Annotated in this window: 10 protein-coding genes and 1 tRNA gene; all 11 read right to left on the bottom strand. The window is 48.7% G+C overall.

Annotated elements, in window-relative coordinates:
* Positions 1-118 precede the first annotated feature (118 nt).
* Positions 119-2878 (bottom strand): pyruvate, phosphate dikinase, encoded by a 2760-nt coding sequence (locus tag CEE36_10120; GenBank protein ID TKJ39877.1) that lies wholly within the window; start codon positions 2876-2878, stop codon positions 119-121.
* Between the two features lie 76 nt (positions 2879-2954).
* Positions 2955-3221: a hypothetical protein gene (locus CEE36_10115; protein ID TKJ39876.1), complete on the bottom strand. Its 267-nt coding sequence runs from the start codon at positions 3219-3221 to the stop codon at positions 2955-2957.
* 462 nt (positions 3222-3683) lie between these two features.
* Positions 3684-3755: transfer RNA gene (locus tag CEE36_10110), tRNA-Cys, on the bottom strand.
* Positions 3756-4054: 299 nt separating this feature from the next.
* Positions 4055-4948: a hypothetical protein gene (locus CEE36_10105; GenBank protein ID TKJ39875.1), complete on the bottom strand. Its 894-nt coding sequence runs from the start codon at positions 4946-4948 to the stop codon at positions 4055-4057.
* Positions 4949-5177: 229 nt separating this feature from the next.
* Positions 5178-5807, bottom strand: a complete 630-nt coding sequence (locus tag CEE36_10100) for a hypothetical protein (protein ID TKJ39874.1) — start codon at positions 5805-5807, stop codon at positions 5178-5180.
* Positions 5808-6035: 228 nt separating this feature from the next.
* Positions 6036-7760, bottom strand: a complete 1725-nt coding sequence (locus CEE36_10095; protein ID TKJ39873.1) for a hypothetical protein — start codon at positions 7758-7760, stop codon at positions 6036-6038.
* Positions 7761-7825: 65 nt separating this feature from the next.
* Positions 7826-10699, bottom strand: a complete 2874-nt coding sequence (locus CEE36_10090; GenBank protein ID TKJ39872.1) for a hypothetical protein — start codon at positions 10697-10699, stop codon at positions 7826-7828.
* Positions 10700-10725: 26 nt separating this feature from the next.
* Positions 10726-11598: a hypothetical protein gene (locus tag CEE36_10085; GenBank protein TKJ39871.1), complete on the bottom strand. Its 873-nt coding sequence runs from the start codon at positions 11596-11598 to the stop codon at positions 10726-10728.
* 92 nt (positions 11599-11690) lie between these two features.
* Positions 11691-12719 carry a hypothetical protein gene (locus CEE36_10080; protein TKJ39870.1) on the bottom strand — a complete coding sequence of 343 codons (1029 nt, stop codon included), beginning with the start codon at positions 12717-12719 and terminating at the stop codon, positions 11691-11693.
* A gap of 159 nt (positions 12720-12878) precedes the next feature.
* Complete coding sequence (locus CEE36_10075) at positions 12879-13637, bottom strand: hypothetical protein (GenBank protein TKJ39869.1); 759 nt, start codon at positions 13635-13637, stop codon at positions 12879-12881.
* Between the two features lie 545 nt (positions 13638-14182).
* Positions 14183-14492, bottom strand: a 310-nt coding sequence (locus CEE36_10070; GenBank protein TKJ39868.1) for an IS30 family transposase, incomplete at its 5' end; no start/stop codon positions are given.

Here is a 14492-nt window from a genome sequence, read left to right as displayed (position 1 = left end):
TGATCTGGCAGTCAAGATCATGGATTGCGGAGGTTGCAGGAGTGCCTTATGGTTGCCTAATGCGGATTTCACTACTTTGGGGGGGCGTCCTCGGACTGGTTGGGGCCTATCTTGTTTTTTACTTTTTCGACGTGCTTTTGGTCTTCTTGGATGTCTTTTTCACAGGTGCGTTGATTTGTTTTTCCTTTATAGCGGCCTGTGCCGCGGCAAGGCGTGCGATGGGAATCCGGTAAGGCGAACACGACACGTAATCCAGACCTAGCTTGTGGCAGAACTCGATTGAGCGCGGATCGCCGCCGTGCTCGCCGCAGATGCCGACCTCAAGCCTGGGGTTGGCCCTCCGGCCGAGCTCGATTGCTGTTCTGATGAGCGAACCTACACCTTGCTGATCAATGGTCTGGAACGGATCGTCTGCAAAGATCCCTTTCTCAATGTAGTCGCGCAGGAACTTGACCGAGTCGTCGCGGGAGAAGCCCAGGGTGGTCTGGGTCAGGTCGTTGGTACCGAAGCTGAAGAAGTCGGCCTGGGTGGCGATCTCGTCCGCAGTCAGCGCGGCGCGGGGAAGCTCGATCATCGTACCGATCATGTATGGCAAATCCACACCCTGTCCCGCAAGCACCTGTTTGGCTGTGCGTTCTACAACCGCACGCTGGTTACGAAGCTCGGCAACGTTGCCAACCAACGGGATCATCACCTCTGGCATCACCTTCTTGCCTTCCTTAATCACCTGGCAGGCGGCCTCGAATATGGCACGGGTCTGCATCTCGGTGACCTCAGGATAGGTTATCCCAAGCCGGCAGCCGCGATGACCAAGCATGGGGTTGGACTCGTGCAGTTCTTGGACCTTTGTTTTGATCTTCTTTGGCGAAACACCGAGTTCTAAGGCCAGTTCCTTTATGGTCTTGGCATCGTGCGGCAGGAACTCGTGCAAAGGGGGATCGAGCGTGCGTATGACCACCGGCAGCCCGTCCATCTCGCGGAAGATGCCCACAAAGTCCTCGCGCTGCATGGGAAGAAGCTTTGCTAATCCCTTGCGGCGGTCTTCCTCGTTCTCGGCAAGGATTATCTCCCTGACGGTGTTTATCCTTGTTCCCTCAAAGAACATATGCTCGGTACGGCAAAGCCCGATACCCTTTGCCCCGAAGCTACGGGCCACTCGTGCCTGTTCGGGCCTGTCTGCATTGGTATGCACCTGCAGTCTGGCCGCATCGTCCGACCATTCCATGAGCCTGTCAAAACGCGCATATACCTTGGACTTCCCTGGCTTGAGGCTGCCTTCGATGAGCACCTGGATCACCTCTGAAGGGCGTGTTGTTACCTCGCCGGCGATCACCTGGCCTGTGGTGCCGTCAATCGAGAGGAAATCGCCTTCCTTGATGGTTACGCCTGCGACCTTCATCTGCCGCTTGTGGTAGTCTATGGCCAACTCACCGCATCCGGCAACGCATACCTTGCCCATCTGTCGGGCGACTAATGCTGCGTGGGAGGTCATGCCACCGCGCTGGGTGAGGATACCGGCAGCGGCGGCCATGCCGCGGATGTCTTCAGGCGAGGTCTCGATGCGAGCAAGGATGACCTTCTCACCTTTGCGAGCCCATTCCTCAGCGTCCTCGGCATTGAACACCACCCTGCCTGTTGCCGCACCAGGTCCGGCAGGCAGACCTTTGGTCAGTACGCGGCCTTCTTTGACCGCTTTCTTCTCTGCTGCGTGATCGAAGACCGGCTGAAGAAGATGGTTGAGCTGCTCAGGCTCTATGCGCAAAAGTGCCTCTTCCTTTCGGATAAGTCCCTCTTCCACCATGTCCACCGCGATCCTTACCGCGGCGAACCCGGTGCGTTTGCCAATGCGTGTCTGAAGTATCCAGAGCTTGCCGCGCTCGATGGTAAATTCCAGATCCTGCATCTCACGGTAGTGGCGTTCGAGCTTGGACTGGATCTTATCAAGCTTTCTGTAGACCGCAGGCATCTCTTTTGCAAGCTGTGCGATGGGCTTAGGGGTCCTGAGGCCGGCTACGACATCCTCGCCCTGTGCGTTTTCAAGATACTCGCCGTAGAAGCGACGCTCGCCGGTTGCCGGGTTGCGGGTGAACGCTACACCGGTGCCTGAGTCGGCACCCATATTCCCGAAGACCATGGCCTGAACGTTTACCGCCGTGCCCCAGTCATCAGGGATGCGGTTCAGGTTACGGTAGGCGATGGCGCGAGGATTATTCCAGGAACCAAACACAGCCTGGATGGAACCCCACAACTGATCATGCGGATCGTCAGGGAAGCTAACACCCCTACGCTCCTTGATCATCGCCTTGAAGCGAACAACCAGCTCCTTCCAGTCCTCGGCGCCCAGCTGGGTATCGAGTTTAACCTTGCGGCGCCTCTTAAGCTTATCTATCAGTTCCTCAAATGGATCGTGCTCCTCCTTGGATTGAGGCTTCACACCCATCACAACGTTTCCGTAGGTCTGCATGAAGCGGCGATAGGAGTCGTAGGCGAAGCGCGGATTTTTGGTAAGCTCTGCCAGTCCTTCTACCGTGGTATCGCTCAGACCCAGGTTAAGGACGGTATCCATCATCCCGGGCATTGAAACGCGGGCGCCGGAGCGAACAGATACAAGCAAGGGATTTTTGGCGTCGCCGAAGTGCTTGCCCACCAGCTTCTCGATATGCCGCAGCCCTTTCTGAACTTCACCTTTCAACCCCTCAGGATACTTGTTCGTCCGCAGGTAGTTCATGCAAAGGGCAGTAGAGATGGTGAATCCTGGCGGAACCGGTATTCCAAGATTGCTCATCTCAGCCAGATTGGCTCCTTTACCCCCCAGTATATTCCTCATCCGGGCTGAGCCGTCCGCTTTTCCAGCACTAAAACGGTAGACAAACTTCACAAAGCCTCCTGATTGTCTCCTTCAGTGACACTTTGATTTTTTGGGCTTCGCCTTTACGCCCTGTTCGGGATTCCCATTACTCGTCGAATGTTGTTTCGTTTTCTTTCAAAGAGGCTGTATCCCCGCCTGCGTTCGCGAGAAAATCTTCGATTACCTTTCGGGCACGCTCGACGTCCTCTTCCAGTACCAGTATCTCGCCCCATGGGTTCCCTTCAAGCCAGGGGATCTCCCAGGGGTTATGGAACTGCCGCAGCTCCGCGCGTATACCGTTGGCATCGAGTGCCGCAAGTAACGCTCTTCCGGTTACTTCGTCTAAGGCACGGTATACTACAACAACAGGCATCAAGCACTGATTATAGTGGATAATGCGGCCTGCGTCAAGCGTATTAAGTGCGTGCGCGGGGAGATGGTTACCAGGGTGGAGAGGTAAGAGCGCCATTATCGTTTAATCAAGGTGATTTATTAGTTCAGTGTAGTATCGTCAACAGAAGAGGGTATATAGTTGGAAGACTTGACAGATTTCACAGCTCTAGTAAAGTATAGTAATGAGAATTGGTTCTGGGAATACGAAAAGATTTCGGTATTGGTGGGAAGTAGGGAGCTTTTTGGTTTTTGAACAGACAAGAGTGTCTGTTCTACTTCATCAACTTCCCTGTCCTCCTACTTGACGATCTCAACCCCTTTACCTGGTAACGATGTGTTGACCATCCCGATCGGGGTCCCCACGAAGTTGCGAAGGAGCTTCGTGGGGCTTAAAAATCGGGTTCCCTGGAAAGTCGTGGAGCGACTTTCCAGGGTGTAAAAAAGGCGGCACCCGGACTCGAACCGAGGAATAGCGGTTTTGCAGACCGCCGCCTTACCACTTGGCTATGCCGCCGTAAGCTAAATATATCCAGGAGAACTGGATTGTCAAGTCGAATCACTCCGTCTTAGGGGAGTGGCTTACTGGCCTGACGTGCTTTACCGGACTTCCCCGCCTGCGTGGGTAGAAAGTCTCTTTCCTTTTCCTTAGATAAGGAGCAAAAAGGAATCATGACGATCGCTGCCGCTTTAATGATCCTCTTCATCGCCGTTCCTTCTGTAAACTATTGCAGGTATGGGAGGAGAGTTGTCAAGCCGCCGAGGGCGTGTCAGCCGACGAGCTGTAGACAGGCTGCTTGAAGAGAAGTAAATCCTTTATCTGAACGTAATCTTACACTCCGGCAAGGCTTCCCGTAACTCGGCTACCCCCTCTTCGCTGACCTCTGTTTCATAAAGATCAAGCGTCCTCAATCCGGAGAGTTTAGCAAGGTGTTTGAGTCCGGCATCGGTGATACTGTCGCTTTCTATCCACAACCCCTTAAGCTTGTTGAAGTTACGTAGAAACCAGAGTTCAGCATCGCGCACTCCCTCGATGTAAAGATAAAGATCGGCTATCTCGGTCACTTGCTTCAGGCCCCTGAAATAGAGCCACTTGGAAAGCCAGCACCTCTCTTTGTAGCGTATCAAATCAGAGGTCAAGCGGCGGTAATACTCGTAAGCATAATCTTCAAAGTACAGGGTCATGAATATTACCTCCAGGTCAGGGAAGCGCTCCAGTCTTCTTATTGTAAAAGGTGGTTCAAAATCTTCTATTGTAATAGTGACTATCCCTTGGGTAGGGGCATCTATATATTCAAGTTCAATCTTTTCCTCAGGAAGAAACGACATTGATTCTATGGGGCGAAAAAGGATCCCTGCCTGCTTGCCGTTTATCCGCAAACTCCAAGACGAAACCTGATAGGAGATGGTATCTTCCCCGTGCCAGGGGTAAAGAAACAATGTGGCAGATTCAGTCTGCTCCTGGGGGAATAGCTCGCGCACCTCGTAGCCGATCGAGTCCCCCGTATCCCAAGAAATCCACACCACGGTGTCATATTCCCTTCTCCATGCATAAAATTTCACCACATCCTTGCCCGGTTTCCATGTGGAGACATCATAAACCATGTTCAATGCTCTCCGATACTTTATATAAGGCTCTCCCCGGGCGGAAACGAACAGCTTTTCAACAACATCTCGTGGTACCTCATCAGGCAGATAGACATCCCTCATCAGGCCAGTGCGACGCCGCTCCCATGCACACCGTTTATTAAAAAAATAAGAATCAGACAGATAGCGGGTCTTATACCCCCAATCACAAAGTGGATGATAGTAGAAAGACAGGCCAGATAAAGTCAAAAGTAGCAAGGTGCCGCTTATTGTCAGGAAAATAATTTTAAGCTTCATCTTACGCCTCACAACCAAGAAGTGTAAGTATATTTTTCCCAGATGTCAAGTGGTGTTATTGGTGATCTGGGCTGTTAGGGGAGTGGCGTATCGGTCTGATGTGCCTTACTTTGTTTCGCGGATAATCGGTATCAACCTTAATCAGATACAGACCATGAGGTTTGTTCTTAAGAGTATACCAGTATTTACCGCTGGATCTGTGATCGTTGAACGAGTGAGTTATACCCCTGGGGCCTTCGATGGTGACCGGGCAGCCGAGTTTCCCCGGTTCCCAATATTTATATTCTATCGATATACCGGGGGCACTCTCATCACCCTCATAATCGAACTTCCACGAAGGAGCACGCGCGGAGAACCGTTCGATACGCTTGCTTTGCCATACCCCGTTGACGTTCACCTTTATCTCATATTCTGCGTGCTTTTTGCCATCGCCCCAAGTAATCTGCCCTGATGGGGTAGCAGAGGTCAGGGTATCAACCAGCCTTTGTTTGTAGTAGATTTCGGCCTTAAAGCCCTTGAAGAAACTTTTGAAATCTATGACCACCTGGGGGTTGTGTGCCACCTCGTCTATCTTAACGCTCCATTCGGGTTTTCCTATGGTGAACGTCATGGGTTGGGGCACCACTCCATTGGCTTTCTCTCTGTCTTCTTCCCTTGCGTAAGCCTCGAGCCAGGGTTTGGGCATATACCTACCGGGAGCGAGCTTACTCTCCACCCCCAGTGTGATAACCCCTGCCGAGTGAGGCTCCTGTATGCTCTTGACCAGTCTTCCCGGTTGACCGGCGGAGTAAGTCCAGATCTGGATTGCACATTTGCCCGGCCAATGGGAGTAGGGTTGTCAAGCCGCCGAGGGTGTTACTACCGACGATCTCGTGGACAGGCTGCTTGCGGAGAAGTAACCTGACCTCATAAGTTACTTAAGGATAATCGCTTTCTTGACTTCGTATTTATTGCTGCCCAGTTTCACCTTCACGAAATATACCCCTGCCTCTACTTTAGAATTATCGCCCCACTCGATCTTACCGTCTCCACTCGACTTATCAAAGGTTTCCATTTTCTTACCGGATGTATCCAGTATCTCTCCCCTAAAACGATCAATCCAATTCTTGTAGGTTATAACAATATATCTGCCAGCAGACGAAACGTCCCAGGCCGGAGCTTTGATCTTCTTAGGCGCAATCAGCTGCCCTTTTTGAAGCAACTCCTTAAGGAAAGGGTCGCCGTACTGCTGGTCAACGAAAGCCATGATTGTATACTCGCCTAGCTTGAAATCATGATTCTTGCCCCATTCGAGCTTGCCATCGGTTCGTTCGGTTTCCTTGCTGTGAAGCTCGCTGCCCGAAGGGCCGATTATCCTGATACCTATTCGTTTACCAGTAGGCCAGTTCTTGTACTCTATAGATAAATATAGAGAACCGAACGAATCCCGAACGAACTTCGCTTCCAGGACAAGAGATTTCTTGGGAAGAATTTTGAACTCAGCCTTCTCTCCAGTGTTTATCTCCTCTATATGGTAAAAACCCGGGGCAACATTTTCCCCCCAAATAATCCTTCCGTTTCTTGAGGAAGGTCCGGTTTTACTCTCAACCCAACGATAGACATAATCTCTAATGACGGCTTTGAAGTCTCCGAACCAGTTCTCGTATCTTATCGTGACCTTCTTGCCCGGCGAACCTACAACCTCCCAGTGCCCGGCTTTCCTTAAGGCAGATTCCATGTTCTTTCTGGCCGTTTTAGCTCTCTCGGCAGCTTCAGGGTAGGTTGAAGCCTCCCATGCTTGAGCTGCCTTCTCCCAGGCATCGGCGGCCTCCGCCCAAACATAGTTGGCTCTTATATAAGTACCTTGATTCTCCAACATCGATGCCACCCCCTCCAACCGCTCGGCTTCTTCTTCCCAAGTCTTGCCCTGATGCGCCCACGCATCCCCGTCTTCTTCTATATCACCTTCCCAGGGATAGAAATTGTGTTTGCTTTTTTGCCCTAAAGCATTATCAACGGCTTGGTGTATAATACTTCCAGCAACAGCTATCGGTGAGATATCGGTAGTGGCCAATCCCACAGGGTCGTCAAAGACTCTGCCATTAATAGCCAGGATCGCCAACTCCATTATTTCGTGCCATAAGCCCTCCCTTAAGAGTATACGCATTTCAATTCTATACGGTAAATAAGTGTGGTGAATCTCAAATATATCAGGGACAAGGATTGTAACTTTACTTCTAGGATGCCCCCTCATTTTATTAATTGACCCTCCGTCTGTGCAGACTCCACTTACCTTAGGTGCCTCACCTTTTCTCTGAATTCTATACTCTATAGTCTTCGTCCCAAGCAGCCCTAATACATCTATAGCCTGGCCCGGGTTGTTGAAATGCACAAGATAGCCATCATAACCCTCAGGACCAACCAATTGCCTTATCACCTTGATTTCCTGAAGCTGATTGAGTCTGTGGCGGTTTCTTACTTTTATCTTCCCCCCTTCGACCTTCCGCATTTCACCGCCCTCCCCTATTCCCTTTTCTTCATACCTGTAAACATTCTCAAAAACAAAAAATATATCAGGACCTTGAGACCTCAGTAATCGTACTTGTTTCTTTAAATCTTCTTCGGTGAATTTAGAGTCTGCGGGTTTAGGATTAGGCATAATCTTTACCTCCAAAAGTCGCTTTCTTATTCTTCATAAATATTTTCAGGTGTTTTTTGAAGAAGTCAATAGAAACCTGACGAATTCCAGCCCCTAATGACTATCTTGCAGTCAGGAAGGGCTTTCTTTAACTCGGCTATCCCAGATGAGTTTATATTGGTTTCTCCGGCCAAGTAAAGAACCCTCAGATTGGTGAGCTTCTTGAGGTATCTAATACCTCTGTTGTCGACTTTAGGACAGTCGAGAGAAAGTTCCCTCAGGTTGGGAAGATATTTTAGATGTCTCAACCCAAGGTTGTTAACCTTACACATATGAAGCTCGAGATACCTCAAACCTTTCGATTTTCGCAGGTATCTGAGGCTCAGGTTAGTCGTAACCCCACAGCCGACTATTTCTATACCTTTCAAGTTAATTCCTTCAATCTGGTCCCTCAGGCAAAAATCACATAAACATAAACAGTACAAGTATACGTCTACGGAGTCGGGCGGCTCTTCCTGTCCATAAAAAACTCCGAATTTAGCTATTCTCCCATGGCGAATAAAAGATTCAATATAGCCAAAAAAATGGCGTGAGGTTGTATGAGGATAATGGCAATCAACGCTTACCCTTACCACCTTCAGGTTGGGGTATTGGTCCCACGGACCCCAGCCAAAGTCTTCATCATTCCAGTGGGTAAGGTCGATCCAGGTAGTGAGAATACTGTCTTTCCAGAAATAACAACTATCTTCAAGGGTATGATATAACCCCCTCCTAGGATTAAGCGGGGAACCAACCGCAATACCGTTTACGAAGAGATACACTTCGTCTATCCGGTAATCTATGCTGTCTTCACCTCGCCAGGGATAGTAATAACAGAAAGAATCATTTGCGCATGAATTATAACCCGATAGATGGATCACGTCCTCCCCAACCTCCCAGCCCGAAACGTCGATCTTGCGCTCGAAGATTCCGTCGCGGTAGATACGAAGCGTGCGCGGCTCGGGCTGGGCCTGCTGCGAAGACAGAATCTCCGCCTGCTTCTTGCAGCCAAGTACGCCAATCAATAAAAGCCCGATCACCAGCAGGCTAAGAGTAAATCTCATTATTCTCATCTTCCCAATGCTACTTCTAACCCTGAAGAAGTCAATAGAAACCTGACGAATTCCCTCAAACTTCCCTGGCCAATTGTCGTACTCTATTGATAAGCTCTGTTCGGTGTCCGGGGCTATCAAAGGCCCCTTAGCTGCTACAGCAACGCTTGCTTTAGCGCCGTTTACCTTGAACGAAGGGGCGGGGATCTCTACCTCGGTTTTCCAATTTGGGAAGAAGTTTTTATCTTTGAACATCTTCTGAAGCCCGGGGTCGTTAGCGTAGGCCCATATTGTATGCTTACCCCAGTCCCCAAATCTCTGGTTAGATTCACGCCCCCAGGTGACTTCTCCGGTTCGATTGCTATCCTGCACGTTAACAAACCCCAGCTTGCTGCCTGAGGAGTTATGTATGCTGAACCCAAAGCCTTTGCCTTTCGGCCACTTGGTGCCGATTTTAGGGGTTATGGATATATAGGGGCCGTTAGAGCCGAACTTTACTTTCGCTTGCCAGGCAAGCGGCTTTTTGATTATTACCTTTTCAGAGCGCTCACCGGATACGTTTACTTCTACGTAGTATGTTCCCGGGTCTGCATCCTTGCCCCACTCAACCTTTCCCTCCTTGGTCCCCGGAGTGCCGGACACCTCAGTCACCTTACGTTCCTTGTAATCGAGTATCTTCGCGCGGAATCCATTGGGCCAATCGGAGTAGTGTATGGTAATCTTCTCTGTGCCTGAGCCTGCAACATTCCAGGAAGGAGCCTGTTTGGTTGCACCTCGTTGGGCTTCACTCTGGGCAATCCCCTTCCTTATTTTCGCCTCGGCAAGTCTTTCGCGAGCCTCGTCGATCTTTTTGTCTCTATCGGGATGATGGGGAACTGCTTGCCACGCTCTGATTGCTACCTCCCATGCTTTCTCCGCCTCCTTCCATTTTTCATAGGCAGCGGCCCAGTTATCGAACTCCTCCATCGCTTTGGCTTTGCCTGTAGCGTACTCTGCATCCTCTTCTCGACAGAACGCTGCGGATTCAAACGCATCAAACGGCGGATCCTCGTCATCGTCGTCCCAGTAAAGCCAAAGGCTTCTTTCATTTTCGAGAGACGCTTGAACTTCACAGACAGCATTATTGGCAAAGTTCTTGGCCCCCTCGCCCCTTTTTTCGGTATCCAGAAGATTATGATACATCCAGTAGGGAAAACAGAATCCTTCAGTGGCCATATAAATGATTGCTAACTCTATTATCTCATGCCATATACCAACACGTAACCACCGAAAATCTTCTATGTTGCCTATCTCACCGGAGAGGTAATTTTCCTTAACCTCATACTCCGAAGAAACCAATATTTCAGCACTCGCGAGGTGTCTCTGCATCAGAATGTCCCTGATCTTGTCTTGACCCTTTGTACCTCCACTCATATCCTCAAGCAAGTCAGGAGGTTTTTCTTCGGGAGGGAAAGGAGAGGGACCACTGAAGTGGGGATAAAACCATATACCAAAGGGGGGCTTACCGCTATCCTTTGGTGACCGTTTTGGATATTTATTAGAGATATCCCACATCACATTAACGTTATTACCTAAAACCGCTAACGCCTGAGCCGGACTGATCTTAACCTGCACAGCATATCGCGTTACAGGATACACCGGTGAGATATTAGTTACCTTCATGAATTGGGAGAAACGGGCAAGCCTTTTATGTTGCTCAGCATATTCAGGGTATTGAGGCTGGTTGAATCTCCTGTCTTCCGCTAACTCCCTATCGAATTTGAACGTAAATGTGTAAGCACCTATTCTATCCAAAACCATGTCTCTGTGTTTGATGAAAACCTCGCGGGTAATGCGAGGAGGCTTAACACTCCGAGTGCACGAAATCATACACACCTTCCTTTAGTGTTGGATGTTTATCTCCTTCGACCTGGCATCTCTATCTCGCAATCAGGGCGCACTAACCCAAGTAAAAAAGCCTGCAAGAAGGGCAGCAGCCGGCATTCGACTCCTCTTAAGAAATGCACCCTCTTTAGATTCTCAACCTTTGCCAATTTAAGTATGCCTCTGGGAGGCATCCCGTAGCACCAGAGGTTCAGGCTTCTTAACCCTTTTATCTCGGCGAGTTCTCCTATATCCTCCCACGAGCGGGAGCCGTATGTCAAATATATGTCTACACCTGAAGGGATCATCTTGAGGGTATTAATCGCCCGGTCTCTTTGAACATCCCACCAGTTTATGTCCGCTGAGATTACAGAAAGCTTGGGCAACCTTTTAAGTGCATCTATACTCAATGCGCGTTGAGGGTCGAATGGCCCAAAGATATTATTGTAATAGTCGTAATCGGCCTCTATGGTTAAGATGCCCTTTAAGAGGCTGTCCGGCAGCAAAGAAAGCTCGGAATAATAACCTCCAACAAGTTTTCCATCCGCCCAAAGGAAGTAGTTATTCGCAAGACCGTAAGACGTAGAATCGTCCCGGGTCTTCAATTCGACATCAGTAATTCCTTTCATGTTCTTTTCGATTCGGAAATCAAGAGAGTCCTCACCCTGCCAGGGATAGCAAAACCCATCCATTGCATGTGGATCGAAAAGGGAGACGACATCTTTCCCTACAATCCAACCATACGTATTTACCGAGTCAGTCCATCCTACATACTTACCTCTGCATGTAATGTGCAGCCAATGAGTTTTGGCGGTTTCTACATCGGGAATACTTACTGGTTTTCTCTCCTTCGCACAGAAAAGCGCCGCAAGAGCAAGGACGGCAAAAGTTACAACCTTTTTCATTATCTCACTCTCCACTTATTAATCTTAGCAATCCTTTTGACGAGTGCAATAGAAACCTGACGAATTGTTAGATTTGAGACAGTCAACGTTTCTCAATTCGAGACTGCAGCAATGGTGGAAACATGACAATCGGGAAGAGCCTTCTCGAGCCTCTTAACCCCCCAGGGTGTAACAAAAGTCATCGGTATCCATAACCATTCAAGATTTTTAAGTGGTGTGAGATATCTGAGCCCCCTGTCAGTAATAATGGTACATGCAAGAGACAGTTGTCGCAGGTTATGCAGCTGTGCAATCTGCCGCAGTGCGCCGTCGGTAATCCAGGTAGCGTTGAGTCCCAGTTTTCTGAGATTGGTCAAACCACAAAGCTGCTTTACCCCTTTGTTAGTAATCCTGGTTCCTCCAAGATTTAAATCCCTCAGATTTACAAAACTACTGATATAGGTGAGGCTTTTATTTGTGATTCCAGTTCCAGCAAGCCACAAATACCTCAGTTTAGTCAAACCTGCAAGTTGGGCGAACCCTGAATCTGTGATCTCGGTAGATGAAAGATTCAGCCATCTCAGATCTCTAAGACCGGCAAGATGTTTGAGACCGGCGTCGGTTATCTGCGTCTCCCAGAGATCCAACTTTCTCAGGTTGGTTAGAGAGGCAAGATGCACAAGGTCGGTGTCACATAAATCCGAACCGAACAAATTTACAGCCACGAGGTTAGGAAATCGCTTGAGCAGAGAAAGATGTCTTCTATCCCCAGAAACAGAGAGGATCGTCTCGATGTCGGGGATCTCTTCCAGGTCAACATAGCGGAGGTAAGCCTGAACCGCCTTCCCGTTCGCAAAGACAAGACCGTTCGTGGGTTCCTCCAGATTTATGGAGTCCTCACCCTGCCACGGATACTCACAAGTCCCATAGCCTATCCAGACGAAATCCTCACCAGGCTCAAGGTCGGTAACATCTATCTTCTCCATATACACACCTTCATAGGTGATAATCAACCAGCGGGGTTCCTCCACCTCTATCCCAGCCCCTTCATAGGTAAGCTGTTCCGCCTCCTTATTACAGGAAACAGCCAAGGCCGTAAGGTAAAGGACAGCTGCCAGCTTCAGGATAGATCTTTTCTTCATCACCGCTCCTTGTGAACTATTGTAGTAAACAAAAGCCGGTTGTCAACCCCATCCAAAGGGTCAGCCAGAAGTTAGCGCTGATTAATCCCTAATCGCCTGACGAAGTCCATTCAAACCTGACCTGTTAGATTTTGATATCCGAACGAGTTTGACAAATGATTAGTAAAGGATTATCTCAGAGGAATACAATTCTCTGAGCTTAGGTAGATGTCTGGAATTCCACCCTCTAAACAGATAGTCGTGGGGTGTTGCAAGAGATCTTAGTTCCTTTAACTTCCATATATGCTTAACCCCATCGGGGCTGACTTTCACCCATCGTTCTCCAACACCCAACGTCCTTATGTTAGGGTATCTCGATATGAATTCAAGCGCTTCATCCGTCGCGTAACCGCAAAAGACGTATAACCTCAAACTCGAAGGAATAGAGTCAAGTTTTTCAAGATCAGTCCTTGAATCAAGACCAATCTGAACCCCAACCAGATTGGGAAACCGTTCCAAAGTCGCCAGATTATAATTCTGTTCATCTAACCATGGATCAGAGTAGTCAATTGTTATAATCTTGCTAGAATCAAAAGCTTCATATATAGCAAAGACTTCAAGGGGATAATCGATTGTGATCCCTACTGTTTTACCGTTTACAATTAGAAGTGGACCAGGGTCCTCGTCCAACACTTTCTTCCCTTTTTTATAGAAGTAATATCCACCGCTGTAATCTATGGAATCCTCGCCCTGCCAGGGGTAGTAGAATTCGCCAAGCCAGACTACATCCTCATTCACTTCCCAGCCGGTGACGTTGATTGAATCCTCAAACATCCTGTTGTGGTACACGCGTAGCCAGCGCTCCTTCTTGCAGCCGAGTACGCCAATCAAGACAAGCCCGATCACTATTAGGTTAAGCGTGTATCTCATCTTTTTCATCCTCCTGATGCTACTCCTAACCCTGAAGAAGTCAATAGAAACCTGACGATTTGTGATTTATAACAATTTCTCTGAGCTTAGGAAAGTTGGTGGAATCAAAACCTACAAATGGTATAGGATATAAACTAGCGATGAATCTCAGGTCTTTTAAATCCCATAAATGCCGGACTCCATCATAAGATATTTTATTCCAATCTCCCCTTATCTCTAATGCTCTGATGTTTGTATGTCTGGATATTAGCTCGAATGTTTCATTGCTTACACAACTGCACCCTACGTATAACCGCAGATACGACGGGATAGAATCAAGTCTGTGAAACTCCGTAAGGGAATCAATCGAAATATGAACACCCACGAGGTTGGGGAAAGCTCTTAACACCCCAGCACCATATTTTTGTATAAAAGAGTCATCCGTACCTGTATATACAACTGTAAGAATCTTGCTGTGATCGGGTACTTGATGGAGGACAACATCATAAAGATAAAGTCCTACAACAACACCATTTACTTCTAAGAGGTAACCGACAGCATAGTCTTCACTACATTCAACGTTGAAGTGCAACACATAGGTTAGCGACTTCGAGGGGTGTTTTGAAACCCAGGCACTTGCTCCGTATACGTCGCCCTTCGGTCCTGGGCCTGTCGTTTAGCCTTGATTCTATCAATCTGATCTCCTCGTTACTGATTGTAGCGAAGTTAGTCTTCTTTGGCAAGTATTGTCTGACCAATCCGTTGGTGTGCTCATTGGTTCCTCTCTGCCACGAAGAGTAAGGTTCGCAGAAGAAGCACTTTATGTCAGTGGCCTTAGAGATGACTTCATGCTCAGCATTCTCCGGGCCATTGTCGAAGGTGATA

This window comes from candidate division TA06 bacterium B3_TA06 (assembly GCA_005223075.1).
Taxonomy (GTDB): domain Bacteria; phylum Hydrothermota; class Tepidihabitantia; order B3-TA06; family B3-TA06; genus B3-TA06.
The sequence above is the reverse complement of the archived record's forward strand: the minus strand, read 5'-3'. Positions and strand labels throughout refer to the sequence as shown.

Coding starts and splice junctions, on each gene's coding strand:
- CEE36_10075 (TKJ39869.1), bottom strand. CDS start 13,637: ATGAAAAAGATGAGATACACGCTTAACCTAATAGTGATCGGGCTTGTC.
- CEE36_10105 (TKJ39875.1), bottom strand. CDS start 4,948: ATGAGGGATGTCTATCTGCCTGATGAGGTACCACGAGATGTTGTTGAA.
- CEE36_10100 (TKJ39874.1), bottom strand. CDS start 5,807: ATGCCCAAACCCTGGCTCGAGGCTTACGCAAGGGAAGAAGACAGAGAG.
- CEE36_10080 (TKJ39870.1), bottom strand. CDS start 12,719: ATGAAGAAAAGATCTATCCTGAAGCTGGCAGCTGTCCTTTACCTTACG.
- CEE36_10095 (TKJ39873.1), bottom strand. CDS start 7,760: ATGCCTAATCCTAAACCCGCAGACTCTAAATTCACCGAAGAAGATTTA.
- CEE36_10115 (TKJ39876.1), bottom strand. CDS start 3,221: ATGCCTGTTGTTGTAGTATACCGTGCCTTAGACGAAGTAACCGGAAGA.
- CEE36_10090 (TKJ39872.1), bottom strand. CDS start 10,699: ATGATTTCGTGCACTCGGAGTGTTAAGCCTCCTCGCATTACCCGCGAG.
- CEE36_10085 (TKJ39871.1), bottom strand. CDS start 11,598: ATGAAAAAGGTTGTAACTTTTGCCGTCCTTGCTCTTGCGGCGCTTTTC.